The sequence below is a fragment of the Rathayibacter sp. VKM Ac-2805 genome (assembly GCF_009834265.1).
Classification (GTDB): Bacteria; Actinomycetota; Actinomycetes; order Actinomycetales; family Microbacteriaceae; genus Rathayibacter.
In genome coordinates, this window is sequence record NZ_CP047185.1 from 2382029 (window position 1) to 2408239 (window position 26211).

The window sequence follows — 26211 nt, forward strand, 5'->3', positions numbered from 1 at the left end:
GGCGCGCCAGCCGTCCGGCTACACGGCCGGATCGCGACGAGTCGCGGCGACCACGCTCGGGAGGAACAGCGCGACGACGGCCACCACGGCCGGCGCCAGCAGCGCCCAGCCGATGTCGGGCACGGCGTACTGGCCCTGGAAGGCGCCGAGCGCCACGGCCATCATCACCAGCTGGATCGTCAGCGCCGACGCGCGCATCCAGCCGCGCCGTCGCACGGCGCCGAGCGTCGTCGCGGCGGCCCAGCACACGGCGATCAGCGCGAGGACGACGATGGCGATGCCTCCGCCGACCGTGTCGGCCCGGGTCGTCAGCAGCTCGAGCACGAGCCACGCCGCGACCCCGGCGACGGCGAGCGTCTCGAGGGCCAGGACCGCGATCAGCACCACCAGACCGAGCGGCCGGGAGGCGGTCGGGCGGGGTCCGCGGGACCCGTTCGCGTCAGCGGTCACAGGCACATCCCATCCAGGACTCTTGATTCGGGCTCATCCCCGTGACAGGCTAGTCCAGTTCGTTTCACCGCTCACAGGGTCGTGGGTTTCCGCCGATGTGAACATCCGATCCCGCCGCGCCGTCAGGCACGGGGGCGAGCCGGATGACCAGCACTGGAGCCGGGTGGCCGACGCAGTGCTCGCGCATCGCGTCGAGTGCACCGGCAAGAACCGAGCGTTCTCCCGTCCACCACCCCGATCCACCCCGCGCTCCAGCACGGGGCCTCGTGGCGTGCGCCGGTGAGGGCGCGGAGGTCGAGTACTGGTCGGGATCGTCGGCGTGGATCGATCATCCCACCCGAACACTGCGTGGTTCCTCCACGCACGCCTTCACACAAGGAGCACCCGCATGGACTGGCGCGACAAGGCCGCTTGCCTCACCGCAGACCCCGAGCTTTTCTTCCCGGTCGGCAACACCGGCCCGGCCGTGGACCAGATCGAGAAGGCGAAGTCGGTGTGCGCACGCTGCACCGTCACCGAGGTCTGCCTCCAGTACGCCCTCGAGACCGGCCAGGACTCGGGCGTGTGGGGCGGCCTCAGCGAGGACGAGCGTCGCGCCCTGAAGCGCCGCGCCGCCCGCGCACGCCGCGCCTCCTAGGCGCACGAGCCGCTCGGCGGCACGAACGACCCCGACCCCCGTCGCCTCTCGGCAGCGGGGGTCGCGTCGTCTCCGGGCTCAGGAGCGGGCGCGCTCCAGCCACCGCAGCGGCACCTCGATGGTGACCTCGGTGCCGCGCCCGACCAGCGTGTGCCAGTCGATGGTGCCGCCGAGCTCGCCCTGGATGAGCGTGCGCACGATCTGCGTGCCCAGGCCCGATCCGACCTTGCCCTCCGGCAGCCCGACGCCCGTGTCGCGCACCTTCACCGTGAGCTCGTCATCGCTGCGCGAGGCGACGATCTCCACGTCGCCCTCCCGTCCGGCCAGGCCGTGCTCGACGGCGTTGGTGACCAGCTCGGTCAGGGCGAGGGCGAGCGGAGTCGCGTACTCGCTGGGCAGGTTGCCGAAGCTCCCCGTCAGCTTCGGGTGCACCGTGGTGTTGTGGGTCGAGGCGACCTCGGCGATCAGCAGCAGCACCCGGTCGAAGACCGCGTCGAAGTCGACGTTCTGGTTCAGCCCCTCCGAGAGTGTGTCGTGCACGACCGCGATGGCGGCGACGCGCCGCATCGCCTGCGTGAGGGCCTCCCGGGCGAGGTCGGAGTGGGTGCGCCTGGCCTGGATCCGCAGCAGCGAGGCCACGGTCTGCAGGTTGTTCTTGACGCGGTGGTGGATCTCGCGGATCGTCGCGTCCTTGGTGATGAGCTCCCGCTCCTGGTGGCGCAGCTCCGTCACGTCGCGGCACAGGACGACGGCGCCGACCCGCTCGCCGCGGTCGCGGATCGGGATCGCACGCAGCGACACCGTCACTCCGCGGGCCTCGATGTCGGTGCGCCACGGCGCCCGGCCGGTCACGACCAGCGGGAGCGACTCGTCGATGACGACCTTCCCCGCGATCAGCTTCGTGGTGACCTCGGCGAGCGACTCCCCCTCGAGCTCGTCGGCGAAGCCGATGCGGTTGAACGCCGAGAGGGCGTTGGGGCTCGCGAAGGTGGTGACGCCGTCGACGTCCAGGCGGATCAGGCCGTCGGACGCGCGCGGCGCCCCCCGGCGAGGACCGGTCGGCGCGCCCAGATCGGGGAAGTCGCCCGAGGCGATCATCGAGAAGAGGTCGTTCGCGCAGTCGTTGAACGTCAGCTCCTGGCGGCTCGGAGTGCGCGTCTCGCTGAGGTTGGTGTGGCGCGTGACGACCGCGATGGGGCGGTCCGTCGTCCCGCCGTCGGAGGCGCCCAGGCGGCGCAGCACGGGCACCGCGCGCACGCGGGTGGGCGTCTCCTCGAACCAGTCCGGGGCGGAGGTGTCGACGATCCGCGCGGTCTCGAACGCCTCGACGACCTGGGCGCGCCACTCCGACTTGATCCTCTGCCCGACGAAGTCGCGGTAGAAGAGCGTCGCCGCGCTGCTGGGGCGCGCGTGGGCGACGGCGACGAAGCTGTCGTCGGCCGTGGGCACCCAGAGCACGATGTCGGCGAAGGCCAGGTCGGCGAGCAGCTGCAGGTCGCCGACGAGCAGGTGCAGCCATTCGACGTCCGCTTCGTCGGATCGGCCGTGGGAGAGGACGAGGTCACTGAGGGTCGACACCCGACAAGCCTAGGGCGCGGCCGGGCGGCGCACGCCGGGCTCGCTGTCCACAGCTCGGGACGGCCGACGATTATCCACAGTCTGCGCCTCTGCCTTCCATGAGCATCCCTCGACTGCTTCGATGAGGTCGTCCTCGCGTGCCGACCCAGCGCGCCCCGCCCGTCGAGCAGAGAGGTGACCCGGACCCGTGAACAGCTCGTCCTGCCCCAGGAGATCGCCGCATGAGCCTTCCCCTCCACGCCTTCGACTACCGCACCCTCCCCCTCGACCCCGAGGCGGCCGTGGAGCGGCTCACCCTCGCGGAGTTCTTCGCCCCGCAGCCTGCGACCCGCGCGGAGCTGCCCGACCCGGAGCCCCTGCTCGCCCGGCTCACGCACCTCGTGATCGAGATCATCGAGGGCTCGCGCGAGATCGACCAGATCGCGCGGTGGCTGAGCGACGAGGTCTACCACCACCTGCAGAAGCGGGTCGTGCTCGCGGCCCGCGCCCGCAGCCTGCGGAAGCGGACGGCGCAGCGCGTCCCGTTCACGGTCGGACGGGTGATCGTCACGGAGCCGCGGGACGGCGTCGTCGAGGGAGTCGTCCTGGTGCATCACCGCGCACGGAGCCGGGCCGTCGCGATCCGGCTCGAAGGCACGGATGCGCGCTGGCGTGCCACCGCGATCAACGTGCTGTGAGGAGCGGGTCAGCGCTCCCGGGCGGCCGCACCGGCCGGGAGCACGATCTCCACTCCCCTGTCGCGCAGGGCCTCCTCGAGCTCCGGGGGCGGCGGGGCGTCGGTGACGAGATAATCCGCGCGACCGAGCTCCGCGACCTGGGCGAAGAGCTTCCGGCCGAACTTGGTCTGATCGGCGAGGATCGCGACGCGCTCGCAGCGGGCGATCATCTCGCTCATCATCACCCCCTCCGCGAAGTTGCTGGTCGAGTAGCCGGTCTCGGCGGAGACGGCGCCGACGGAGATGAGGCCGATGTCGCAGTGCAGATCGACCGCGGAGCCGGACTCCGAGAAGGCGAAGGCCACGGGCCCCACGGTCGACTGACCGCCCAGCCGCACGGCACCGCCGAAGACGAAGAGGTCGCGGCAGACCTTCGAGCCGATCTCGGCGGGGATGCGCAGATTGTTGGTCGCGATCGTCAGCTCGCGGTGGTCGTTCAGGTGGCGGGCGACAGCCAACGAGGTCGTGCCGGCGTTGAGCATCACGACGGCGCCGTTCTCGATCAGTCCCGCACCGAGCGCGCCGATCCGCTCCTTCGCGCCGCGTTGCAGTCCGAGCCGCACGTCGAGGCGCTTCTCGGTGGCCGGCATCACGGAGAGGGAGACCGCGCCGCCGTGGGTGCGGACGAGGTAGCCGTCGGCGTCGAGCTGGTCGAGATCGCGCCGGACCGTGTCCGCCGAGACGGCGAAGCGGCGGGCGAGAGCGGCCACCGTCACCTCCCCCGCCTCGGCCACGTAAGCCGCCAGATCGGCCTTGCGCCCTGCGGGGAGGCGCAGCGGAGCGTCGTTCGCGGACGGGGTGCGCTCGGTGACGGACATGGGGGCTTTCTAACACCGAGCCGCACGAACCTGCAACTCGACCGCCGGAAACCGCAGCGGTTCCGCATCGCTAGCCGCCGAATGTCGCACATTGCAGCAGTTTCGTGCCGGATCTTGCAGTCGAGTGCACGTGGAGCTACATTCACAGAACACAAGCGCACAAAGGCGCATACAACAGCAGAACACTGCAGAGTCGCAGAGGAGTCTCATGAGCAAGGGTGCTCGGATCAGAAGAGCCGTCGTCATCACCGTGAGCGCGGCGTTCGCCGCGACGATGGTCACCGGCTGCAGCCAGGGCGGGGGATCCTCCGACGCCGGAGGAGACGTCACTCTCGAATTCGCGCAGTGGTGGGAGCCGGAGCTCCCGGACGGCGCGCTCCGCGGACTGATGGACGACTTCGAGAAGGCCAATCCCGGCATCACCGTCGACCTCCTGAGCGGGCCGTACGCGTCCACCAAGGAGCAGCTCTTCGCCGGAGCGGCCGCCGGGACGATGTCCGACGTGGTCGGGCTCGACGGCGCGTGGATCAGCGACTTCGCGAAGCAGGGCGCGCTGGCCGACCTGGGCCCGCTCCTCTCCGACGCGGGCTTCGACGAGAGCCAGCTGTCATCGAAGGTCGTCGTCGACGACAAGACCGCGATGGTGCCGGTCGTCAACTTCGTCTACCCGCTCTTCACCAACGACGCGCTCCTCGCGGAGGCCGGCGTCACCGCTCCGCCCTCGACCCGCAGCGAGTTCGAGTCCGCGGCGAAGGCGATCACCGCTCTCGGCGACAACACGAGCGGCTGGGTCCTCCCCCTCTCCAGCGACGCTCCGAACGGCATCCAGAACGACGTCATGTCATGGGTGTGGGCGTCCGGCGGCAGCATGCTGAAGGACGGCGCTCCCGACCTGACCAACGACGACGTCACCAGCGCGATCGACTACATCGCCCAGCTGAACGAGGACGGCGTCATCGCGCCCGGGGCAGCGACGATGAAGGAGCAGGACAAGGTCGAGGAGTTCACGAACGGCCGTGTCGGCATGATGATCGACTCGCTCTCGCACATCGAGTCGATCCGCGAGTCCAACCCCGACCTGACGTTCAGCATCTCGGCCATCCCGGCCGAGGACGGCTTCAGCGGCGAGCGCGGCATCCCCTACGCCTCCTGGGGTCTGGGCGTCTCGGCCGCGAGCGAGCACCCGGCCGAGGCCGCGAAGCTCGTCTCGTTCCTGATGAGCTCCGAGACCAACTCGACCCTCTCCACCCTCGCGAACGCGTTCCCCGGCAACACGACGTCGACGCCGGACTTCTCGCAGAGCGACGACCTCTACAAGCAGGCCTTCGACATCTACTCGGCGGGCTACCCGGCGAACGAGTTCGTCGGGCTCCCGGTCGCCGAGCAGCTGATGCGCGAGTTCGACGAGCAGCTGCAGGGCGCCCTCACCGGCGACCAGTCGGTCGACGACGCCCTGGAGAAGGCACAGGAAGCCTGGCTCGGGGAGTTCTGACCTCTGTGACCCCCTCCCTCCCCACCGCGCCGCGGGGCGTCTTCCCCGCGGCGCGGTCCCTCCCCCACCCCTCACCGACGGAAGGACGAGCGCCGTGGTCTCCCTCCTGAGCACGCTCCCCGCCCCGGACACCGAGGCGCCGCCGCCCAGCGCCGGCCGACCCCGCCGCCACCGCCGCGACCTGGCCCCGTACCTCTACCTCTCCCCCACGGCGATCGTGATGATCGTCCTGATGCTCGTCCCGGTCCTCATGGTGATCGGGTACTCCTTCTTCGACAACGTGATCACGAACCCGAAGCCCGTCTTCGTGGGACTCGCGAACTACGCGGAGGTCCTGGGAGACCCGGGATTCGTGAAGGCCACCGGCAACACGATCGTCTTCGTCGGCGCGAGCGTCGCCGCGCACCTGGTCCTCGGGCTCGGGTTCGCGATGCTGCTGAACTCTCCGCTGGTCCCGACCGTGGCGAAGTCGCTGTTCCGGGTCGTCTACGTCCTGCCGTGGCTGTTCACCGTCGCGATCATCGCGGTGCTGTGGCGGCTCCTGCTCAACCCGAACGGCGTGGTCAACTACGCGCTGATCTCCCTCGGCCTGACGGACAAGGGCGTCGAGTGGCTCGCCTCGCCGGCGACCGCGCTGCTCTCCGTGACCGTGATCAACATCTGGGCGGGCTACTCCTTCTACATGATCACGCTGCTCGCGGGTCTGCAGGGCATTCCGCACGACCTCTACGAGGCGGCGAAGGTGGACGGGGCGAGCGCCTGGCAGCGGTTCTGGAACGTCACGGTCCCGCAGCTCAAGCCGATCATCATCAGCATGTCGGTCCTGGACATCATCTGGACCTCGCAGCAGTTCGCGCTGATCTGGATGACGACCGGCGGCGGGCCGATCGACGCCACCGAGATGCTCAGCACTTACACCTACAAGCTCGCGTTCAGCCGATACGAGTTCTCGGTGGCCTCGGCGAGCGCCGTGCTCATCCTCCTCCTCACGATGGTCCTCGCCGTGTTCTACGTGCGGAACCAGAAAGCCAGGGACTGACGTGACCGCCACCGCCTCCCGCCCCGCCGTCGCCCCCGCCTCCCCCCGGCCCCCGCGCGCACCGCGGCAGCTCGGCGCCAAGCTCGGCGTCTGGGTCCTCCTGCTGATCGGCGCCGCCTTCGCGGGCCTGCCGATCATCTGGATGGCCGCCAGCTCGTTCAAGTCGAACACCGAGATCTTCGAGTACCCGCCGCGGCTGATCACCGACACGTTCTCGTTCGATGCGTACTCGGGCATCCTCGGCGACCCGACCAAGGTGCGCTTCTTCATCAACAGCTACGTCGTGGCGATCGCCGTGGTCGTGCTGACGCTCGTGGTCGCGATCCTCGCCTCCTACGCGTTCAGCCGCTACGAGTTCCGCTTCAAGCGCCCGATCAACGTGATCATCGTCAGCGTCCAGGCGGTCCCGCCGATCACGCTGCTGATCCCGTTCTTCGGCCTGATGGTGGTGCTGCGCCTCTACAACACCTACCAGGGCCTGATCCTCACCTACCTGGTCTTCACCCTGCCGTACGCGATCATCATGCTGACCGGCTACTTCAACACCCTCCCCCGGGACCTCGACGAGGCGGCGCGGATGGACGGGGCCGGCCCGATGACCGTGCTGTGGCGGATCCTGGTGCCCATCGCGATCCCGGGCATCGTCTCGGTCGGCGTCTACACGTTCATGATCGCGTGGAACGAGTACCTGTTCGCGCTGACCCTCACGCGCACCGACGACATGCGCACCGTCCCCATCGGCATCCAGCTGCTGATGGGCCAGAACTCCTACGAGTGGAACGAGATGATGGCGATGAGCATCCTCGGATGCATCCCCGTCCTCCTCCTCTTCCTCTTCTTCCAGCGGTACTTCATCGGCGGCATGACCGCCGGGGCCGTCAAGAGCTGAGGCGCGCGACCGCGCGCCCGGAACCACCACAGAGAAGGACGATCACAGAATGCTTGTATCCGGAAAAGACCTCCTGGACGTCGCGAACGCCAACGGCTTCGCGGTCCCGGCCTTCAACGTCAGCGACTACGCGATGATGAACGGGCTGTTCGAGATCAGCGAGGAGAAGCAGTCCCCGCTCCTGATCGCCATCCACCCCGACGAGCTGAGCCACACCGGCGTCGACATCCTGCACGCGATCATCGCCCGCGCCCACCGCTCGAGCGTCCCCGTCACCATCCACCTCGACCACGGCGCGACCTACGAGCAGGTGCTGCTGGCGATCAAGTCCGGCTTCACCTCCGTGATGATCGACGGCTCGATGCTCCCCTACAACGAGAACGTCGCCGTCACCAAGCGCGTCGTCGACACCGCCCACGCGGTCGGCGTCTCGGTCGAGGGCGAGCTCGGCACGATCGGGAAGACCGACGACGAGGCCGAGGACGGAGCGGCGAGCATCATCTACACGGAGCCCGACGAGGCCGTCGACTTCGTCTCGTCGACCGGCGTGGACAGCCTCGCGATCGCGATCGGCACGAGCCACGGCCTCTACCCCGCCTCGATGAAGCCGGCGCTCAAGCTCGACCTGCTCGCCGAGATCAAGAAGCGCGTAGCCGTCCCCCTCGTCCTCCACGGCGGCTCGAACAACCCCGACGCCGAGATCGCGGAATCGGTGAAGCGCGGAGTGAACAAGATCAACATCTCGAGCGACATCAAGGCGGCGTACCACAACCGCATGCGCGAGGTGCTGGCCGACCCGTCCGTCCGCGAGCCGAACACCATCCAGCCGCCGTCCATCGCGGCGATGAAGGAGACGGCCGCGCAGAAGATCGACCTGTTCGGCTCCGCCGGCAAGGCCTCGCTCTACTAGGCGCGGGAGACGTGGTGAACGCGAGGATCGTGCTCGGACTGGGCGGGACCGTCGACTACGAGATCGACTGGGACGACGCGGTCGTCCAGGCCCTCGTCGACGACTACCGGATCGCCCCGGACGAGCTCACGACGACGGCGCCGGTCGACACCGAGCGCGATCTCGTCGTCGCCCTCCTCGCGTTCCTCGCCGTCGGCGCGGGAGGGGAGAGATTCGCCTCCTCCTCCTGCGTCGTCGAGGAGTTCGCGCAGCGCTTCCCCCGCAGGATCACCCTCGGCGGGACGGGCGTCCGGGCCGGCTACGCACTCGCGGTGCACGGCCTCGTCGCGACCCAGCACCTGGTGAGCATCGACGACCACGTGCGTCGGCTGCTCCCCGTCGGCAACGACTACGTGCTCAGCGCGACGGCCGACAGCACCGACCCGCACCTGATCGTGCAGTTCCCCCGCGGCGCGCGGGTGCGGGTCGGCGATGCGGAGCTCGTCGCTCCGCACCCCAACCGGGTCATCGTCTCGAACGACCCGCCCAACCGCGAGCTGCTGCTGGCGGAGGAGCTCGGCACGGTCCTCGCGGACGCCCGCATCGTCCTCGTGTCCGGCTTCAACTCGATCCAGGACGAGGCGGTCCTCGACGACCGGCTCGCCACACTCCGCCGGCACCTCGACGCGCTGCCCCGCGGCGCGGTCGTGATCTACGAGGACGCGGGCTTCCACCTCCCCGAGCTCCAGGCACGAGCGCGGGCGGCACTGCTCGATCGGGTCGACGTCCTCAGCATGAACGAGGACGAGCTCCAGGCGATGCTCGGCCGGCCGATCGACCTGCTCGACACCGTCGCGGTCGTCACCGCGCTCCGCGACGCCGCCGCGCAGCTCCCGGGACCGGTGCTGATCGTGCACACCCGGCACTGGTCGGCGGCCGTCGGCGGCCGGGCGCATCGGTACCGGGGGGCTCTGCGGGGCGCCGTCACGATGGCCAGTGCCCGCTACCTCCTCGGGGACGGCTTCACCGCCGCCGACTACGACCGCGTCGGCGGACTCCCTCCCCAGCCCGGCTCGCAAGCGGTGTGCGCAGCGGTGGAGTCGACGCTCGAGGCCTGCTGCGTCCCCGGGCTCGTCCTCGAGACGGACCGGCCGACGACGATCGGCCTCGGCGACACCTTCGCCGGCGGCTTCGTCTCGGCTCTCGCGCGCGGCGAGTCCTGACGGCAGGCGAGGCCGGGCTCCGAGCCTCCGCAGGAACGCCGACGGCCCCGGACCCCGCTGCTGCGGGACCGGGGCCGTCGGCGTCGTCCGGGGAGGACTCAGCGGCGCTTGGACTGCGCGCGTCGCTCTTCGCGGTTGGCGGGGGCGTCCGAGCCGCCCGGCTTCTGGCCGAAGGCGCCGGTCGTCGGAGTCTCCTCCGCCTCGCCCTCGGGGAGCGCCTTGCGGGCCTCCTCGGCGCGGGCCTTCGCGGTGGCCGCCTGCTGCACCTGTCCGCGCTGGTTGCGGACCTCGACGCCTCCGGTGTCGCTCGGGGCCGAGTAGCTGAGCTTCTCGGCCGGAGCGACCGGCTGAGCGAGGCCCTTGGCCGCGACTCCGGCGACCTCGCCCTGCTTCTGGGTCACCTCGACCTCGAGGTTGAAGAGGAAGCCGACGGTCTCCTCGCGGATCTGCCCCATCATCTGCTGGAACAGGGCGAAGCCCTCGCGCTGGTACTCGACCAGCGGATCGCGCTGGGCCATCGCGCGCAGGCCGATGCCGTCCTTGAGGTAGTCCATCTCGTAGAGGTGGTCGCGCCAGCGGCGGTCGATCACCGAGAGCACGACGCGGCGCTCGAGCTCGCGCATGGCGGGAGAGCCCAGCTGCTCCTCGCGGTGCTGGTAGGCGAGCTGCGCGTCCGAGAGGATCTCGCGGCGCATGAACTCCTTGTTGATGCGGCCGCGGCTGCCCGCCTCCTGCACCACCTCGTCGATGGTGAGGCTGATCGGGTACAGCGTCTTCAGCTCGGTCCAGAGGGCGTCGAAGTCCCAGTCGTCGCCGTTGCCGTCGCCGGTGTGCACCTCGAGGATCTCGTCGATCACGTCGACGAGGAACTTCTGGGTGCGCTCGTGCAGGTCGTCGCCCTCGAGGATGTGGCGGCGGTCCGAGTAGATCGCCTCGCGCTGGCGGTTGAGGACGTCGTCGTACTTGAGGACGTTCTTGCGGATCTCGGCGTTGCGGGCCTCGACCTGCGACTGGGCGCTGCGGATGGCGCGCGAGACGACCTTCGACTCGATGGCGATGTCGTCCGGGACGTTGCCCCGGCCCATGAGCGCCTCGGCGGCGCCGGAGTTGAACAGGCGCATGAGGTCGTCGGTGAGCGAGAGGTAGAAGCGGCTCTCTCCCGGGTCGCCCTGGCGGCCCGAGCGTCCGCGGAGCTGGTTGTCGATGCGGCGCGACTCGTGGCGCTCGGTGCCGAGCACGTAGAGGCCGCCGGCGGCCTGGACCTTCTCGGCCTCCTCGCCCACCTTCTCCTTGACGGCGGCGAAGACCTCGTCCCACGCGGCCTCGTACTCCTCCGGGGTCTCGGAGGGGTTCAGGCCCTTGGCCGTCATCTCGGAGACCGCGAGGAACTCGGCGTTGCCGCCGAGCATGATGTCGGTGCCTCGACCGGCCATGTTGGTCGCGACGGTGACGGCGCCGAGGCGGCCGGCCTGGGCGACGATGGCCGCCTCCCGCGCGTGGTTCTTGGCGTTCAGGACCTCGTGGCGCACGCCCTTCTTGGCGAGCAGGCGCGAGAGGTACTCGCTCTTCTCGACGCTGGTCGTGCCGACGAGGACCGGCTGCCCGGCCGCGTGGCGCTCCGCGATGTCCTCGACGACCTGGGCGAACTTGACCTGCTCGTTCTTGTAGACGAGGTCGGCGTTGTCGATCCGCTGCATCTTGCGGTTCGTCGGGATCGGGACGACGCCGAGCTTGTAGGTCGACATGAACTCGGCGGCCTCGGTCTCGGCCGTTCCGGTCATGCCGGAGAGCTTCGCGTAGAGGCGGAAGTAGTTCTGGAGCGTGACGGTGGCCAGGGTCTGGTTCTCGGCCTTGACCTGCACGCCCTCCTTCGCCTCGATGGCCTGGTGGATGCCCTCGTTGTAGCGGCGTCCGGCCAGGATGCGGCCGGTGTGCTCGTCGACGATCAGGACCTCGCCGTTCAGCACGACGTAGTCCTTGTCCTTCTTGAACAGCGCGCGCGCCTTGATGGCGTTGTTGAGGAACGAGATCAGCGGGGTGTTCGCCGACTCGTAGAGGTTGTCGATGCCGAGGTAGTCCTCGACCTTCTCGATGCCGGGCTCGAGGACGCCGACGGTGCGCTTCTTCTCGTCGACCTCGAAGTCCTCGCCCTCGTCGAGGCGCTTGGCGAGGTTGGCGAACTCCGCGAACCAGCGGTTCGCCTCGCCCGACGCCGGACCGGAGATGATCAGCGGGGTGCGGGCCTCGTCGATGAGGATCGAGTCGACCTCGTCGACGATGGCGTAGAAGTGGCCGCGCTGGACCATGTCCTGCGCCTGCCACGCCATGTTGTCGCGGAGGTAGTCGAAGCCGAACTCGTTGTTCGTGCCGTAGGTGATGTCGGCCGAGTACTGCTCGCGGCGCTGCTCCGGGGTCTGGCCCGAGAGGATCACTCCGGTCGTCATGCCGAGGGCGCGGAACACGCGCCCCATCAGCTCGGACTGGTACGACGCGAGGAAGTCGTTGACCGTGACGATGTGCACGCCGCGGCTGGCGATCGCGTTGAGGTAGGCCGGGAGGGTCGCGACGAGCGTCTTGCCCTCTCCGGTCTTCATCTCGGCGATGTTGCCCAGGTGCAGGGCGGCGCCGCCCATGAGCTGCACGTCGAAGTGGCGGAGGCCGAGCGTCCGGCGCGAGGCCTCGCGGACGGCGGCGAACGCCTCCGGCAGCAGGTCGTCGAGGGACTCGCCGTTCGAGTAGCGCTCGCGCAGCTCGACGGTCTCGTTCTTCAGCTCCTCGTCGCTGAGGTGCGTGAAGTCCTCTTCGAGGGCGTTGACGGCCTTCGCGTAGTTCTCGAGGCGGCGGATGACCCGCCCCTCCCCGACGCGAAGGACCTTTTCGAGGACAGAGGCCACGGGGTACTCCAAAAAAGTAGAAGACAGGAGTCGCGCGCCGGAGCGCGGACCGCGACCAGCCTAGCCGGGGCGGGCGGCGAGCGGTCGGGGCGACGCGTCCGCCCTGGGCGGACTCCCTGCCTGGGCACGGCGAGGGCCCCGGAGCGGATGCTCCGGGGCCCGGGGTCGGATCTCAGCCGGCGGCCTGCTCGGCGAGCTCGTCGGCCTCGTCGCCGAGGCCGATCACGCCGTAGTCCCAGCCCTTGCGGCGGTAGACCACGCTCGGGCGGTTCGTGTCGGAGTCGATGAAGAGGTAGAAGTCGTGTCCGACCAGCTCCATGTAGTCGACGGCGTCGTCGACGGTCATCGAGACGGAGGCGAAGACCTTCTTGCGGATGACGACGGGGCAGTACGGCTCCTCGACCTCGTCCTCGACCGGCTCCGGCGCCTCCTGCACGGGGATGACGCCCGTGCTCAGCTGCTCCAGCACCGCCGCGTCGGCCGGCTGGATGGCGACGACGCTGAAGTCGTCGGCGGCCGCGTCGCGGAGCGAGGTCGGCCGATGCTGGCCCCGATGGACCTTCTTCCGGTCCTTGGCGCGTCTCACCCGTTCGAGCAGCCGGCCGATGGCGACGTCGAACGCCGCGTACTTGTCGGCTCCGCTCGCCTCGGCCCGGACCACGGGCCCCTTGCCGATCAGCGTCAGCTCCACGCGGTCGCCGCCGGCCGAGCCCTTGCCCTCGGCGTGCCTGCTCGCCTTGATCTCGAGTGCGAGAGCACGATCGGCGAGGTGCGCCACCTTGTCCGACTTCTCCGTCGCGTACGCGCGGAAGCGATCGGTGATGTCGATGTTGCGTCCTGTGATGTCGATGTCCATGACAACCTCCCAGTCGAGTACGGCGTGCCGCCTTTCTCCGGGGCGGACCGTTCACGCCGTGCCCCCACCGTAGACCCCGGCCACCGGATCGTCACCGGGAGTTCGTCCGGATTCTGCTGCTACGTTCCCTCCTCGTTGCGCGGTGCCGGCCAGGGCCGCCGCGGCCCGGACCGTCCCGCCGGCCGCACGCACGGCGCGCCGGAGCTCGAGCAGGGTCGCGCCGGAGGTGACCACGTCGTCGACGAGGACCACCGGCGGCCACGACGAGAGCGGACGGCGGGCGCGGAACGCCCCGTCGAGGTTGCCGCGCCGCTCGACGCGGCCGAGCCCGACCTGGTCGCGGACCATCCGCGACCGCCGCAGAGGACGCGCCGCCCGCCCTCCCGCCGCGGCGACCAGCTGCGCGACGGGATCGGCGCCCCGCCGCACGCGGCCGAGCCAGGAGCCGGGCGGGACGACCAGGATCGCGGGGCTGCCGGCGAGCGCCGCGCCGAGGGCCGGACGCAGCAGCGCGCCGAGCGGGGCGAGGCAGGCCGTGCGGCCCTCCTCCTTCAGCGCGACGACGAGGCGGCGCACCGTGCCCTCGTAGGGGGCACCGGTGACGACGAGGAGCGGATCGTCCGGCGGCCCGACGACGCGGGTCAGCAGGCAGGCCGAGGCGGCCGCGTCGGCCGAGCAGTCCGGACAGGGCGCCCGGCTCGTCGGCTCTCCGCAGGCGGGGCACTCCAGCGGGAGGAGGACGGCGAGGGCGTCGAGCAGGTGATCGGAGAGCATGCCTCCACGTTCGCCGTCCGGGCCGCGGCGCGGGGGGTGGATCCGTCGGATCGGGACGATCCGCCTGCCCGACGCGCCTGGGGAGGAGCATCCGGAGCGCGCCGCCGTCGGAAGGGCTCGTCGCCGCCGACAGGACCGGTCAGGACCCCATGCCGGTCTGCGCCGCGAGCAGCCGGATGTCCGTCGCGGTCGTCTGCCAGGCCGAGCCCCGCTGCTGCCGGAGCTCCCCGCCCTCGGCGAGGATGCGGATCTGGGTCGAGGTGTTGCCCGCGGCGATCTGGACCGTGCCCGTCGTCGTGCCGAGCGCCGTGGCGCCTCCGCCGAGCAGGTTCATCGTGACGGCGTCCTCTCCCGTCGAGCCGCGGACGACCGAGACCACGTCGAGCTCGTCCGTCCAGGCCGCGGCGACCGCGGTCCCCAGGGTCGAGCGGAGGACGACCGGCTCGCCGACCGCCACCGGGTCGCCGTCCCGTGAGCGGGTGATGCCGGCCACCAGCACTGTCGCCTGCTGCCCGTCCTGGGCGAGCGCCAGCATCCGGGTGCCGTCGCGCGACACGGCGATCGAGGCGAGCGACTCGACCTCGCTCCAGGCCGTCGCGACCTGCATCGAGCGCGAGCCGTCCGCGGAGTACGCCACCAGCTGCCCGGGCGAGGCCGACGGCACCGACCAGACGTACCCGAGCGGATCGATGGACGGCGCGACGAGGCCCGACCGCGCGTCGAGGAGGACGTCGGCACCGTCGGGCTCCACGAGGCTCACGCCCGCGGCGGTGAGCACGGCGGCCGATGCGTCCGAGTCGGCCCCGCGCTGCTCGCCGAGGACCGCGGCCCGCGGCTGCAGCGCCTCGATCCGATCCGAGATCCCGAGGCCGGCCAGCCCGGAGGAGCCGAGGAATCCGAAAGCGTCGTCGGTCAGCACGAGCGGCCGGGTGTCGACGCGGGGCGAGGTCGGCAGGCCGGTGACCTCGGAGGGGACGTCGATCGGGTTCTGCTCGACCGAGAGCGCGACTCCGGTGACGTTCGAGACGTTCGCGAGGCTCCGGTTCAGCTGCAGGGCCATCAGCCGCCACTGCGCCGGATCGGCCTCGAGAGCGGCCGGGTTCAGGTCGACCACGGCGCGCTGCGACTCGACCGGGACGGTCTCGGCCGCCAGCGTCGTCCCGGTCGGGAAGGCCGACACGACGGCGGCGGAGTCCCGCAGCCACGGCGTGGGGCCGCGCAGCAGCTCGGTGACGATCGTGGTGCTGGTGGAGCTGTCGGCGCGCGAGGCGAACCAGCGCAGGTCCGGCACGAGGTACTGGTATCCGGGGTCGAAGAAGTAGAGCGCGTGCGTCGAGAAGACCTGCTCGAAGGTGGTGCGGTCGATCACCACGCCGCTCGGCGGCGCGCTGATGCGCCACTCGCCGTTCTCCTGGACGAAGCCGTAGTCGAGGGTCAGGCCGGCCGTGGTGGCGACGTCGGTGTAGACGCCGGTCGCGTCGACCTCGGCGACGGGCGTGATCGTCAGCGAGAGCGTGGATCCCGACTGCGGCGAGGCGGAGCGCTGGCCCTCGTCGACCGTCACGTGCTCGCCCGGCGTCCAGTCGGCTCCGGTGGAGAGGAACTCGCGGGCGATCTTGTAGTTGTTCTGCGGGCTCGACGCGGCGTCGATGAAGCCGGTCAGGATGTCGCGCTGCGACGCACCGACGGCGGGTCCCGACGGGAGGAAGTCGTACTGGAGGTCCTGCGGCGCGGTGTCGGGCCGTCCGACTCCGACGTCGCCGTCCCGCGGGATGCCGGCGCATCCGGCCAGCCCGAGCGCGAGCAGCGCGGCGGCCGCGGCGGCGCGGAGGACGCCGCGCCTCACGGGAGCACCCCCGCGGCCCCGACCGGAGGAGCCTGCAGCGGAGGGAGGACGATCGGGCCGCTGTAGGCCTGCTCGCCCGCGTCGACCGGGGGCAGCGGGAGCGGCGAGGCCTCGATCCGCTCGCCGCGGTGCCGGGGCACGGTCAGGCGGAAGCAGGCGCCGCGATCGGGCACGGACCAGACCTGCAGCCAGCCGTGGTGCAGGGCGGTGTCCTCCTGCGCGATGGAGAGGCCGAGGCCGGTGCCGCCGAGCGTGCGGCGGCGGGACGGGTCGGCGCGCCAGAAGCGGTCGAAGACGCGCACCACCTCCTCGCTGCTCATGCCGTGCCCGTAGTCGCGCACCGCGAGGGCGACCGCGCTGGCGTTGCTGTCGACGGTGACGACGACCTCGCGGCCGTCGCCGTGCTCGATCGCGTTGCCCAGCAGGTTGCGGACGATCCGGCGGATGCGGCGCGGATCGAGGTCGGCGTCGAAGTAGCCGCCCGGGGCGGAGAGAGTGAGCCGGGAGCCGTTCGCCTCCGCGATCCCGCGCATCGCCTCGATCTCGTCGCCGGCCAGCTTCACCAGGTTGACCGGCTCGAGCTCGAGCTCGGCCGATCCCGCGTCGTGGCGGGAGATCTCGAGCAGGTCGGCGAGGAGGCTCTCGAAGCGGTCGATCTGGCTGTGCAGCAGCTCGACCGTGCGCTCGGCGACCGGGGCGAAGTCCTCGCGCTGGTCGTACAGCACGTCCCCGGCCAGCTTCATCGTCGTCAGCGGCGTCCGGAGCTCGTGCGAGACGTCCGAGACGAAGCGCTGCTGGACCTGGCTGAGCGTCGCGAGCTCGCTGATCCGGTCCTGCAGGCTGTCGGCCATGCCGTTGAAGGACCGGGCGAGGGTCGCGATCACGTCCTGGCCCCGCTCGGGGATCCGCACGTCGAAGTCGCCGGCGGCGAGGCGCTGGCTCGTCTCGGCCGCGACCCGGACCGGGGCGACGACGATCCGCACGACGACCCAGCTGACCGCTCCGATCAGCAGGATGAGCAGGATCCCCGCCACGTTGAGCACCTGCTGCACGAACTGGAGCGTGCGCTCCGCGTCCGCGAGGGAGTAGCCGATGTACAGCTCGTAGCGCCCGGCCGAGCTCGGCAGCTCGAGGGTCGAGCCGACGAGGATGCCGGGCTGCTGCTGACCGGAGGCGTCGAGCGTCACCGACTGCCAGTACTGCCCGTCGGAGCCCGCCTGCACCCGCTCGCGCAGCGCGTCGCTGATCACGCCGTTCTGCAGCTCGCGGTTGTAGATGTCCTGAGGCGCCAGCGAGGACGCCTCCTGGTCGGGCGAGCGCACGACGGCGATCAGCGCGGAGGAGGAGGCGTCCCGGACGGCGGTGCGCACCGAGCTCATCACCTCCTCCATGTCCTGGCGGGTGGAGACGGTGGCGGCGTCGAGGTATCCCTGCGCGGCCCGGGTCGCGCGCGACGTGTCGCCCGTGACCTGCGTCAGCCGTGACTGGAACAGGTTGTCGCTGATGCTGTACGAGAGGTAGACGCCGGTCGAGCCGATGGCGATGCCGCTGAGCAGGACCGTGATCGCGACCGCGCGGAACTGCAGCGACGTGCGCCACACCCCGAGCACGCGGCGGGGCCACCGGCGCACGTCGGGAGCGGCGAGGCGGGGCACGGTCAGCCCGGGAGGACGGCGCCGGCGCGGTAGCCGACGCCGCGCACGGTCATCACGATGCGGGGGTCGTCCGGGTCCTTCTCGACCTTGGCGCGCAGGCGCTGGACGTGCACGTTCACGAGGCGGGTGTCGGCCTTGTAGTGGTAGCCCCAGACCTGCTCGAGCAGCATCTCGCGGGTGAAGACCTGCTGGGGCTTGGAGGCGAGGGCGAGGAGGAGGTCGAACTCGAGCGGGGTCAGGCCGATGCGCGTCTCGCCGCGGCGGACCTCGTGGCCGGCGACGTCGAGGCTCAGGTCCCCGACCTGCAGCACCGCGTTCGCGGCGGCGGTGGCGGGACGCAGGCGCGTCCTGATGCGCGCGACGAGCTCCTTGGGGTCGAACGGCTTGACCATGTAGTCGTCGGCGCCGGACTCGAGGCCCTGCACGACGTCGGAGGTGTCGGACTTGGCCGTCAGCATGATGACGGGGACGCCGGACTCGGCGCGGATCGCGCGGCACACTTCGATCCCGTCGATGCCGGGCAGCATCAGGTCGAGCAGGACCAGGTCCGGCCGGGCCCGCCGGAAGGCCTCGAGAGCACCGGAGCCGTCCGCGCAGAAGGAGACGTCGTACCCGTCGGCGCGCAGGACGATGCCGATCATCTCGGCCAGGGCGGCGTCGTCGTCGACCACCAGAATGCGCGCGCTCATCGGTCTGCTCTTCCTCGTCTCGGGTCGCGCCCGCCCACGGCGCGCACGGTGACCCGACCCAGGCTAACCGACGCACCTCTCCGTGGGCGGGGAGCGGGCTCTGCGGGCGAAGGGGGTCCGCTCGGGGGAGGACCCCGCCCGCACGCCTGTGACAGCATGGAGGGGATGACCGACGCAGCTCAGTGGCCCCCGCCCGCAGGGCGTCCGGACGACGCGGCCGTCCCGGCGCAGGACGGCGACCGGCGCAGGCCGCTGCCCGCTCCCGTCGCCCCGGCCTGGTCGCCCGCGCCGCCGAGCGCAGGTCCCGTACCGACCGGTCCCGCCGGGGGCTCCTGGTCGCCCGTCGGCGCCGGCCCCTGGTCTCCCGGACGCCCAGCGCCCGGCTGGACTCCCCCGCCCAAGCCCGGTCTCGTGCCGCTGCGCCCGCTCGGCTTCGGCACCCTGCTCGGCGCCCCGTTCCAGGTCCTCCGCCGCAGCCCCCGCACGACCCTGGGCGTCGCCCTGCTGGTGCAGGGCCTCGGGTCGGTGCTCGCCCTGGCGGTCTACGGTCTGATCGCGGTGCTCGCCGTCGGGCGCATCGCGCAGGCGGAGTCCGCCGACCGCGACGCCGTCGGCGCAGGCTCCCTCGCGGTCGTGGTCCTGGCCGCCCTCATCCCCCTCGCCGTCTCGCTCGCCAGCGGCGCCCTCGTGCAGGGCGTGGTCGTGCTCGAGGTCACCCGCGGCGTCCTCGGCGAGCGGGCGACCTTCCGACAGCTGCTCGCCCGGCTGCGGGGCCGCTTCTGGGCGCTGATCGGCTGGACGGTCCTGCAGGGCGTCGGCTACCTCCTCCTGGTGCTCCTCGCCGTGGCGCTCGCCGTGCCGCTGTTCGTCATCGGAGCGATGGACGGGACGTCGAGCGCGATCGTCGGCGGGATCCTGGTGCTCGTCGGCTCCGGCCTGGTCGCCCTCGCGCTGGGGGTCTGGCTGTCGACGAAGCTCGCCCTGGTTCCGAGCCTGATCGTCGTCGAGCGGCTGCCGCTGCGCCGTGCGGTGGCGCGCTCCTGGCGGCTGGTGGCGGGCGGCTTCTGGCGCACCTTCGGCGCGCTCGCGCTGATGACCGTGATCATCCAGGTCGCCGGCCAGATCGTGGCCACGCCGTTCAGCCTGCTCATCCCGATCGCCGGCGCCCTGATCGCCCCGACCGACCCGGACGCGCAGCTCGTCACCTCGCTCGTGGTGACGATCGCCTCCGTCGCCGTGGGCTTCGTGATCGGCGCCGTCGGCACCGTGCTCCAGTCTGCCGTGACGGGCCTCGTCTACCTCGACCGACGGATGCGCCGCGAGGGCTTCGACCTGGTGCTGATGCGCCACGTCGAGGAGCGCGCGGCGGGCCGCCCCTCCCCCGATCCCTTCCCCGTGCCGGAGCGCCCGTGATCCTCGCCGCGGCCCCTCTCGAGCCCGACGCGGAGCAGGCGCGCCGACTCCTCCTCGAGGAGCTCGCCGACCCGCGCTACCGGGCGGCCGAGCCGACCCTCTTCGACCGGGTGGTGCAGGCGGTGCGCGACTGGTTCGCCTCCCTCACGCTGCAGGGCGACGGCCCGCCGGTGCCGATCGCCGCCGTGATCGGCGTGCTGGTGCTGGTGGCGCTCGTGGTCGCCGCGCTCGTCATCGCGGGACGGCCCCGCGCCGGTCGCCGCAGCACCGTCACGGGAGCGGTGCTCGCCGACGACGACACCCGCTCGGCCGCGATCCTCCGCTCGCTCGCCGAGGCCGCGGCCGCCCGCGGGGACTGGGACGAGGCCCTCGTCGAGCGCTTCCGCGCCCTGGTGCGCTCCCTCGACGAGCGGACCGTCCTGCGGGTCTCGCCCGGCACGACCGCGCTCGGCCTGGCGTCGCGCGCCTCCGCGGCCTTCCCCTCCTCCGCCGCCGCGCTGCGCCGCACGGCCGACGACTTCGACCGCGTGCGCTACCTCGGGCAGCCCTGCGGCCCGGCCGAGTACGAGCGGGTCGCGGCTCTGGACCGCGAGCTCGCCGCGGCCTCGCCGGTCCTGGACGCCCTGGCGGCGCCCCGGTGAGCGCCGACACGGTCTCCAGCCCGACCCTCGGCGCGCTGCTGCGCCGCGGACGGGTGTGGGTGCTCCTGCTCGTGATCGTCGCGGTCGGCACTCTGCTGCTCACCGTCGCGACCGGGACCCGGGTGGCCGCCCCGGACCTCGACGTCGACAGCGCGACCCCGGACGGCGCCCGCGCGCTCGCCCAGGTGCTGCGCGATCAGGGCGTCGAGGTCGTCCGCGCCGACGACCTGGACTCCGCTCTCGCCGCCTCCTCCCCCGACGCGACACTGCTCGTCGACGACCCGGACGTGGCCCTCGACGAGGCCCAGTACCGCCGGCTCGCCCGCGCCTCGGCCTCGCTCGTCCTGGTGACCCCGGGAGGAGCCGCGCTCGACGCCCTGCTGCCGGACGTCCGCTTCGCCGGCTCCCCGGCCGGCGACGGCCCCTTCCGCGCCGAGTGCCCGCTCCCGGCGGCCGAGCGCGCCGGGACGCTCCCCGCCGGAGGGAGCACGTACCGGATCCTCGACGACGGCGACGCGGTCGGCTGCTTCCCCTCGGGCGACGACGGCTTCCTGCTCGTGAGCACCGGGTTCCCGCAGGGCGCCGACGTCACCGCGATCGGCGACGCCGACCTCCTCCGCAACGGCACCATCGGCCAGGACGGCCGCGCCGCTCTCGCACTCGGACTGCTCGGCGGTGAGGACCGGCTGGTCTGGTACCGCGCCGGAGCCGCCGACTCGGCGAGCACCACCCCTGCACCCGCCGACCTCGCCCCCGGCTGGGTGACCCCGGCTCTCCTGCTGCTGGTGGCCGTGTTCGTCGCCTCCGCCGTCTGGCGCGGCCGCCGGCTCGGCCCGCTCGCGGTCGAGCCGCTGCCGGTCGTCGTGCATGCGAGCGAGACGGCCCGCGGCCGCGCGCGGCTCTACGCGCGCGGAGCCCTGCGGCCCCGCGCCCTCGACGCACTGCGCATCGGCACCCTCCGGCGGACGGCCGCGCTCCTGGGACTCGCTCCGGCGACCGGGGTCGACGAGATCGTCGCCGTCGCCGCCGAGCGCCTCGGCCGCGATCAGGCCGCGCTGCGCCGTCTGCTCGTCGACGACCTGCCGGGCGACGACGCCGCCCTCGTCGCCGCCTCCGACGAGCTCCTCCGCTTCGAGAGCGCGCTCCGCGCCGCCCTCTCCCCGACGACCGCCCGACGACCGGAAGGCCCCTCCCGATGAGCGACACCACCCCCTCCGCCCGCGACGGAGCGCCGGTCTCCGACGACGACCTGCGCGCCGAGCTCGACCGGGTCCGCTCCGAGGTCGGCCGCGCGGTCGTCGGCCAGGACGGCGCCGTCTCCGGGCTCCTGATCGCCCTCCTCGCGGGCGGCCACGTCCTGCTCGAGGGCGTCCCCGGAGTCGCGAAGACGCTGCTCGTGCGCGCCCTGTCCGTCTCGCTCGGCCTCGACACCCGCCGGGTGCAGTTCACGCCGGACCTGATGCCCGGCGACATCACCGGCTCCCTCGTCTACGACGCCTCCACCTCCGGCTTCGCCTTCCGCGAGGGCCCGGTCTTCACGAACCTCCTGCTGGCGGACGAGATCAACCGCACGCCGCCGAAGACCCAGGCCGCGCTCCTCGAGGCGATGGAGGAGCGCCAGGTCAGCGTCGACGGGCGCACCCTGCCTCTGCCGGACCCGTTCCTCGTCGCCGCCACCCAGAACCCGGTCGAGTACGAGGGGACCTACGTGCTCCCGGAGGCCCAGCTGGACCGGTTCCTGCTCAAGCTCGTGCTCGACATCCCGCCGCGCGACGTCGAGGTGGAGGTGCTCTCGCGCCACGCCGCGGGCTTCGACCCGCGCGACCTCGACGCCGCGGGCGTGCGACCCGTGCTCGACGCCGCCCGTCTGCGCGCCGCCCAGGCCTCGGCCCGGCGAGTCGGAGCCGGTCCCGACGTCCTCGGCTACATCGTCGACCTCGCCCGCGCCACCCGCGAGAGCCCGAGCGTCAAGCTCGGCACCAGCCCCCGCGGCTCGACCGCCCTGCTCGCGGCGTCCCGCGCCTGGGCCTGGCTCAACGGCTACGGCTCGATCACCCCCGACCACGTGCAGGCGATGGTCCTGCCCGTGCTGCGCCACCGCATCCAGCTGGAGCCGGAGGCGGAGCTCGAGGGCGTCCGCACCGAGGCCGTCCTGGGCGGGATCCTGCAGCAGGTCCGCGTCCCGGTCTGAGCCGTGCACCTCACCGGACGCAGCGTCCTCGTCCTCCTCGTCGGCCTGGTGCCGGTCGTCCTCCTGGGCGGCCGCCCCGAGGTCGCCTTCGCCGTGCTCGGCCTCTGGCTCCTGGCCTGGGCGGTCCTCGTCGGGATCGACGTCGCGGTCGCGGGCTCGCCCCGGGCCGTCGTGCTCGAGCGGCGGGTGCCGGACCGGGTGCGGCTCGGCGAGAGGGCCGAGGCGACCCTCCTGGTCACGAGCACCGGCCGCAGGAGGATCACGGGGGTCCTCCGCGACGCCTGGGAGCCCTCGGCCGGCGCCCTCGAGACCCGGTCGCCCCTGCGTCTGCCGCCGGGCGAGCGCCGCGCGGTGACCACGGTCCTGGAGCCGATCCGCCGCGGCGAGCGCCGGGCACTCCACGTCACCATCCGCTCCCGCGGGCCGCTCGGGATGGCCGGCCGCCAGGCGACGCGGGCCGCGCCGGCCGTCGTCCGGGTGCTGCCCGCCTTCCGCTCCCGCCGCCACCTGCCCTCGCGCCTGGCGCGGCTGCGTGAGCTGGAGGGGCGGACCAGCGTGATGATCCGCGGGCAGGGAACGGAGTTCGACAGCCTGCGCGAGTACGTCCGCGGCGACGACGTCCGCTCGCTCGACTGGCGGGCGACCGCGCGGCGCCGGGAGCCGGTCGTCCGCACCTGGCGCCCGGAGCGCGACCGGCGCGTGATCGTCGTGCTCGACACGGGCCGCACGTCCGCCGCCCGGATCGAGGACGAGCCGCGCCTGGACACGGCGATCGAGGCGTCACTCCTCCTGGCGGCCCTCGCGGCCTCGGCCGGCGACCGGGTCGACGTGCTCGCGTTCGACCGCACCCGGCGAGCCCGCGTGCACGGCGCGACCGGCACGGAGGTGCTGACCCGCGTCGTGGACGCCCTCGCCCCCGTGCAGCCCCAGCTCATCGAGACCGACTGGGCGGCGGTCCCCGCGCAGGTGCGCACCCTGGCCTCCCAGCGCTCGCTGGTGGTCCTCCTCACCGCGCTCGACTCGGTCGGCTCGGCGGAGGGGCTCCTCGCGGTGCTCCCGCAGCTCACCCGCGTGCACACGGTCGTGGTCGCCTGCGCGCTCGACCCCGAGCTGCAGCGGATGGCGGAGGACCGGAGCGACCGGGCCGCGGTCTACTCCGCCGCCGCCGCGGAGCGCTCGCTCGCGGACGTCGACCGGCTCTCGGCCGCCGTCCGCCGTCTCGGCGGGGACGTCGTGCTCGGCAGCCCCTCCGCGCTCCCGCCGGCGCTCGCGGACCGCTACCTCGCGCTCAAGGCGGCCGGACGGCTCTGACCTGCGAGAGGGGCCGTCGTCGGTCCCGGGAGCGCTGATCGACGGCCCCGCTCCGACGGCCGCGCTCGTCCGGCTCGGCTCAGCCGGCCGCGATGCTCCGCGACCCGGCCTCGAACCGGTCGAGGTCGCCCGTCTCCCCCGCCCGCACCGCGCGCCCGCCGACGACGATCATGTAGAAGAGGAACGCGCCGAGGGCGAGCGCCCCGATCCCGATCTTGAGCCACCAGGGCCAGGGTGCCGGAGTGACGAACCCCTCGATCACGCCCGAGACGAGCAGCACGAAGACCAGGCCGATCGCCACCGTGAACAGGCTCCGCGCGTCCTCGGCGAGCGCCTGGCCGCGGGTGCGCGCGCCGGGAGCGATCCAGGCCCAGAAGATCCGCAGGCCCGCGGCCGCGGCGACGAACACGGCGGTCAGCTCGAGCTGTCCGTGCGGCGCGATGTAGAGGAAGAACGTGTCGCCCTCCCCCACATGGAACATCACCGCGATCGACGTGCCGAGGTTCTGCGCGTTCTGCAGCAGGATGTACGGCACGTAGACGCCGACGATCCCGAAGGCCACGCACTGCGCCGCGATCCAGGCGTTGTTGGTCCAGACCTGCCCGGCGAACGAGGCGGCGGGGTTCTCGGAGTAGTAGTCGATGAAGTCGCCTCGGGCGAAGCGCCGCAGCTCCTCGTCGTCGCCCAGCGCGGCGAGCAGGCGCGGGTCGCCGAGGATCCAGAGCGCGTAGAGCGTCGCCACCACCGCGGTCGCGAGGGCGACGGCGAGCGTCAGCCAGCGCAGCCGGTGCAGAGCGGCCGGGAGCGAGAGGACGACGAAGCGGGAGACCGCGGCGAGCGGCTCGTCTCGCGTGCCGGTCAGGCGTCCCCGAGCCCGCGAGAGCGAGACGGCGAGCCGCGTGCCGACGGCCGTCGATCCGGCGGTGGAGGAGATCGTGGCGAGGTCGGCCGAGGCCGCCTGGTAGCGCTCGATCAGCTCGTCCGCCTCGGCTCCGGTCAGGCGGCGCCTGCGCGAGAGCTCGTCGAGGCGGGTCCACTGCGCAGCGCGCGCGGCCGAGAGAGCGTCGATGTCCATCTCCTGACAGGATAGCCAGGCACGCCGCCGAGGCCGAGCATCCGGGAGGAGCACCGTGGAGGAGCAGCGCACCGAGTTCGACGACGCCGACCTGGTCACCGGCGAGGCGATCGCGCTCGAGGTGCCCGTCACCTCCTTCGTGCTCCGTGCGGTCGGCGCGATCATCGACCTGATCGCGGAGCTCCTGCTCGCGCTGGGCCTGTTCCTGCTGGTCTCCTCCCTCTCCGGGGACGGCGGCTTGGACCCCGCTGCCTCGGCCGCCGTGGCGATCGCGGCCCTCGTCATCGCCGTGGTGATCGTGCCGGTCACCGTCGAGACCGCCAGTCGCGGCCGCTCGCTCGGGAAACTCACCGTCGGCGCTCGCGTCGTCCGCGACGACGGCGGCTCCATCGGCTTCCGGCACGCCCTCGTGCGCGGCCTCACCGGCGTCCTCGAGATCCTGATGACCTTCGGCGGGCTCGCCGCGGTCGTCGGCCTCCTCTCCCGCCGATCGCGCCGTCTCGGCGACGTCCTCGCCGGCACGCACAGCCAGCTCGAGCGCGTCCCCCGTGCGGAGCCGCTGGTCGTCGAGATCCCGGAGCCGCTGCGGGGCTGGGCCTTCACGGCGGACACCGCGCGCCTCCCGGACGCACTGGCGCGCCGACTGGCGCAGTTCCTCCGCCAGCGCCACGGCATGACGGAGCCCTCGCGCTCGCAGCTCGCCGCCGCGCTGGCCGACGAGACCGCGGTCCACGTCTCCCCGCTGCCCGCCGCGCCCGCGGAGGACTTCCTCCTCGCCGTGGCCGCACTCCGCCGGGCGCGGGAGGAGCGCGCACTGCTCCTGTCCGACCAGCGCCTCGAGCGGCTGGCCCCCGTGCTCTCGAGCACGCCGCGCGGCTTCCCCGAGCGACCCTGACGCGCGCGGCAGCGGCCTAGGCGGGCCCCGCGCCGTAGCGGACGGTCTCCCAGCCGCGCGGGACGAGGAGCCGCCGGTCGTGCTCGGCGCAGAGGTCGTAGCCGTGCGGATCCGGCGCAGGACTCAGCGGCCCGACCGCCACCAGCGAGTCGCGGTAGTCGTAGGTCAGCGTGACGACGGCCTGCGCGCGGCAGCCCGTCCGCGAGCAGTGCCGTCCGGTCATCGCCGCCCACAGTAGCA

General features: G+C 72.4%; 24 protein-coding genes. 13 read left to right on the plus strand and 11 right to left on the minus strand.

All coding sequences use genetic code 11. From position 1 onward, the window contains the following. Positions 1–18: 18 nt before the first annotated feature. Positions 19–450, minus strand: a complete 432-nt coding sequence (locus GSU40_RS11055; RefSeq protein ID WP_104255262.1) for a hypothetical protein — start codon at positions 448–450, stop codon at positions 19–21. A gap of 388 nt (positions 451–838) precedes the next feature. Here GSU40_RS11055 and GSU40_RS11060 point away from each other — a divergent pair, with 388 nt between their 5' ends. Beyond that, on the plus strand, positions 839–1087 hold the full coding sequence (locus tag GSU40_RS11060; RefSeq protein WP_055788231.1) for a WhiB family transcriptional regulator: 249 nt from the start codon (positions 839–841) through the stop codon (positions 1085–1087). A 78-nt stretch (positions 1088–1165) separates the two neighbouring features. Here the strand turns inward: GSU40_RS11060 and GSU40_RS11065 are convergent, their stop codons facing one another. Next, positions 1166–2665 (minus strand): PAS domain-containing sensor histidine kinase, encoded by a 1500-nt coding sequence (locus tag GSU40_RS11065; protein ID WP_104224128.1) that lies wholly within the window; start codon positions 2663–2665, stop codon positions 1166–1168. A gap of 221 nt (positions 2666–2886) precedes the next feature. Between GSU40_RS11065 and GSU40_RS11070 the strand changes: the two genes are divergently transcribed. Beyond that, entirely contained in the window at positions 2887–3342 is a 456-nt protein-coding gene (locus tag GSU40_RS11070) for an Rv3235 family protein (RefSeq protein WP_244229461.1), read from the plus strand. A gap of 8 nt (positions 3343–3350) precedes the next feature. On the opposite strand, the gene GSU40_RS11075 is transcribed toward GSU40_RS11070, so the two are convergent. Beyond that, positions 3351–4199 (minus strand): DeoR/GlpR family DNA-binding transcription regulator, encoded by an 849-nt coding sequence (locus tag GSU40_RS11075; protein ID WP_104239351.1) that lies wholly within the window; start codon positions 4197–4199, stop codon positions 3351–3353. A 208-nt stretch (positions 4200–4407) separates the two neighbouring features. Here GSU40_RS11075 and GSU40_RS11080 point away from each other — a divergent pair, with 208 nt between their 5' ends. From GSU40_RS11080 to GSU40_RS11100, 5 genes are all read left to right on the plus strand, one after another. Further along, positions 4408–5691 carry a sugar ABC transporter substrate-binding protein gene (locus tag GSU40_RS11080; protein WP_104239350.1) on the plus strand — a complete coding sequence of 428 codons (1284 nt, stop codon included), beginning with the start codon at positions 4408–4410 and terminating at the stop codon, positions 5689–5691. Between the two features lie 94 nt (positions 5692–5785). Continuing rightward, the gene (locus tag GSU40_RS11085) at positions 5786–6730 is read left to right on the plus strand and encodes a sugar ABC transporter permease (RefSeq protein WP_244229462.1); all 945 of its coding nucleotides are present in this window, start codon (positions 5786–5788) and stop codon (positions 6728–6730) included. Position 6731: 1 nt separating this feature from the next. Continuing rightward, positions 6732–7619 carry a carbohydrate ABC transporter permease gene (locus GSU40_RS11090; protein WP_160034984.1) on the plus strand — a complete coding sequence of 296 codons (888 nt, stop codon included), beginning with the start codon at positions 6732–6734 and terminating at the stop codon, positions 7617–7619. 49 nt (positions 7620–7668) lie between these two features. Further along, complete coding sequence (locus GSU40_RS11095) at positions 7669–8529, plus strand: ketose-bisphosphate aldolase (RefSeq protein ID WP_160034986.1); 861 nt, start codon at positions 7669–7671, stop codon at positions 8527–8529. A gap of 11 nt (positions 8530–8540) precedes the next feature. Then, positions 8541–9731: an ADP-dependent glucokinase/phosphofructokinase gene (locus GSU40_RS11100; protein ID WP_244229463.1), complete on the plus strand. Its 1191-nt coding sequence runs from the start codon at positions 8541–8543 to the stop codon at positions 9729–9731. 98 nt (positions 9732–9829) lie between these two features. On the opposite strand, the gene secA is transcribed toward GSU40_RS11100, so the two are convergent. The 6 genes from secA to mtrA all read right to left on the minus strand — a co-directional run bounded on the left by secA (position 9830) and on the right by mtrA (position 18445). Then, the gene (gene secA, locus GSU40_RS11105; RefSeq protein ID WP_104329149.1) at positions 9830–12625 is read right to left on the minus strand and encodes a preprotein translocase subunit SecA; all 2796 of its coding nucleotides are present in this window, start codon (positions 12623–12625) and stop codon (positions 9830–9832) included. A gap of 172 nt (positions 12626–12797) precedes the next feature. Continuing rightward, on the minus strand, positions 12798–13481 hold the full coding sequence (gene raiA, locus GSU40_RS11110) for a ribosome-associated translation inhibitor RaiA (protein WP_104224131.1): 684 nt from the start codon (positions 13479–13481) through the stop codon (positions 12798–12800). 51 nt (positions 13482–13532) lie between these two features. After that, complete coding sequence (locus GSU40_RS11115; protein WP_104339627.1) at positions 13533–14255, minus strand: hypothetical protein; 723 nt, start codon at positions 14253–14255, stop codon at positions 13533–13535. 139 nt (positions 14256–14394) lie between these two features. After that, positions 14395–16101, minus strand: a complete 1707-nt coding sequence (locus GSU40_RS11120) for an LpqB family beta-propeller domain-containing protein (RefSeq protein ID WP_104354539.1) — start codon at positions 16099–16101, stop codon at positions 14395–14397. Continuing rightward, positions 16098–17756 carry an MtrAB system histidine kinase MtrB gene (mtrB, locus tag GSU40_RS11125; RefSeq protein WP_244229464.1) on the minus strand — a complete coding sequence of 553 codons (1659 nt, stop codon included), beginning with the start codon at positions 17754–17756 and terminating at the stop codon, positions 16098–16100. Before mtrB ends, GSU40_RS11120 begins: the two co-directional genes overlap by 4 nt. A gap of 2 nt (positions 17757–17758) precedes the next feature. Continuing rightward, positions 17759–18445, minus strand: coding sequence for an MtrAB system response regulator MtrA (mtrA, locus tag GSU40_RS11130; RefSeq protein ID WP_104224133.1), 687 nt, complete (start codon positions 18443–18445; stop codon positions 17759–17761). Positions 18446–18610: 165 nt separating this feature from the next. On the opposite strand from mtrA, the gene GSU40_RS11135 reads away from it, so the two are divergent. From GSU40_RS11135 to GSU40_RS11155, 5 genes are read left to right on the plus strand one after another with little or no spacing between them, the layout of a single operon-like run. Then, positions 18611–19858 carry a hypothetical protein gene (locus tag GSU40_RS11135; RefSeq protein ID WP_160034988.1) on the plus strand — a complete coding sequence of 416 codons (1248 nt, stop codon included), beginning with the start codon at positions 18611–18613 and terminating at the stop codon, positions 19856–19858. Continuing rightward, positions 19855–20499 (plus strand): DUF4129 domain-containing protein, encoded by a 645-nt coding sequence (locus tag GSU40_RS11140; RefSeq protein ID WP_104232800.1) that lies wholly within the window; start codon positions 19855–19857, stop codon positions 20497–20499. Before GSU40_RS11135 ends, GSU40_RS11140 begins: the two co-directional genes overlap by 4 nt. After that, on the plus strand, positions 20496–21698 hold the full coding sequence (locus tag GSU40_RS11145; RefSeq protein WP_104225485.1) for a DUF4350 domain-containing protein: 1203 nt from the start codon (positions 20496–20498) through the stop codon (positions 21696–21698). The genes GSU40_RS11140 and GSU40_RS11145 overlap by 4 nt, the downstream gene beginning before the upstream one ends. Further along, complete coding sequence (locus GSU40_RS11150; RefSeq protein WP_104224137.1) at positions 21695–22690, plus strand: MoxR family ATPase; 996 nt, start codon at positions 21695–21697, stop codon at positions 22688–22690. The genes GSU40_RS11145 and GSU40_RS11150 overlap by 4 nt, the downstream gene beginning before the upstream one ends. A 3-nt stretch (positions 22691–22693) precedes the next feature. After that, a complete protein-coding gene (locus GSU40_RS11155) occupies positions 22694–24001 on the plus strand; it encodes a DUF58 domain-containing protein (protein ID WP_104246665.1) in 1308 nt (435 codons plus the stop codon). A gap of 79 nt (positions 24002–24080) precedes the next feature. Here the strand turns inward: GSU40_RS11155 and GSU40_RS11160 are convergent, their stop codons facing one another. Then, positions 24081–25076, minus strand: a complete 996-nt coding sequence (locus GSU40_RS11160) for a stage II sporulation protein M (RefSeq protein WP_104232803.1) — start codon at positions 25074–25076, stop codon at positions 24081–24083. A gap of 55 nt (positions 25077–25131) precedes the next feature. Between GSU40_RS11160 and GSU40_RS11165 the strand changes: the two genes are divergently transcribed. After that, the gene (locus tag GSU40_RS11165; RefSeq protein WP_160034990.1) at positions 25132–25971 is read left to right on the plus strand and encodes an RDD family protein; all 840 of its coding nucleotides are present in this window, start codon (positions 25132–25134) and stop codon (positions 25969–25971) included. Between the two features lie 16 nt (positions 25972–25987). Here the strand turns inward: GSU40_RS11165 and GSU40_RS11170 are convergent, their stop codons facing one another. Continuing rightward, positions 25988–26194, minus strand: a complete 207-nt coding sequence (locus GSU40_RS11170; protein WP_104224141.1) for a DUF3499 family protein — start codon at positions 26192–26194, stop codon at positions 25988–25990. Positions 26195–26211: the final 17 nt, after the last annotated feature.

What these genes read in the sequence shown, in the direction of transcription:
- GSU40_RS11135 (WP_160034988.1), top strand. Translation starts at nt 18,611, where the DNA reads ATGACCGACGCAGCTCAGTGGCCCCCGCCCGCAGGGCGTCCGGACGAC.
- GSU40_RS11160 (WP_104232803.1), bottom strand. Translation starts at nt 25,076, where the DNA reads ATGGACATCGACGCTCTCTCGGCCGCGCGCGCTGCGCAGTGGACCCGC.
- GSU40_RS11080 (WP_104239350.1), top strand. Translation starts at nt 4,408, where the DNA reads ATGAGCAAGGGTGCTCGGATCAGAAGAGCCGTCGTCATCACCGTGAGC.
- GSU40_RS11150 (WP_104224137.1), top strand. Translation starts at nt 21,695, where the DNA reads ATGAGCGACACCACCCCCTCCGCCCGCGACGGAGCGCCGGTCTCCGAC.
- raiA (WP_104224131.1), bottom strand. Translation starts at nt 13,481, where the DNA reads ATGGACATCGACATCACAGGACGCAACATCGACATCACCGATCGCTTC.
- GSU40_RS11095 (WP_160034986.1), top strand. Translation starts at nt 7,669, where the DNA reads ATGCTTGTATCCGGAAAAGACCTCCTGGACGTCGCGAACGCCAACGGC.
- GSU40_RS11075 (WP_104239351.1), bottom strand. Translation starts at nt 4,199, where the DNA reads ATGTCCGTCACCGAGCGCACCCCGTCCGCGAACGACGCTCCGCTGCGC.
- GSU40_RS11070 (WP_244229461.1), top strand. Translation starts at nt 2,887, where the DNA reads ATGAGCCTTCCCCTCCACGCCTTCGACTACCGCACCCTCCCCCTCGAC.
- GSU40_RS11115 (WP_104339627.1), bottom strand. Translation starts at nt 14,255, where the DNA reads ATGCTCTCCGATCACCTGCTCGACGCCCTCGCCGTCCTCCTCCCGCTG.
- mtrA (WP_104224133.1), bottom strand. Translation starts at nt 18,445, where the DNA reads ATGAGCGCGCGCATTCTGGTGGTCGACGACGACGCCGCCCTGGCCGAG.
- GSU40_RS11060 (WP_055788231.1), top strand. Translation starts at nt 839, where the DNA reads ATGGACTGGCGCGACAAGGCCGCTTGCCTCACCGCAGACCCCGAGCTT.
- GSU40_RS11170 (WP_104224141.1), bottom strand. Translation starts at nt 26,194, where the DNA reads ATGACCGGACGGCACTGCTCGCGGACGGGCTGCCGCGCGCAGGCCGTC.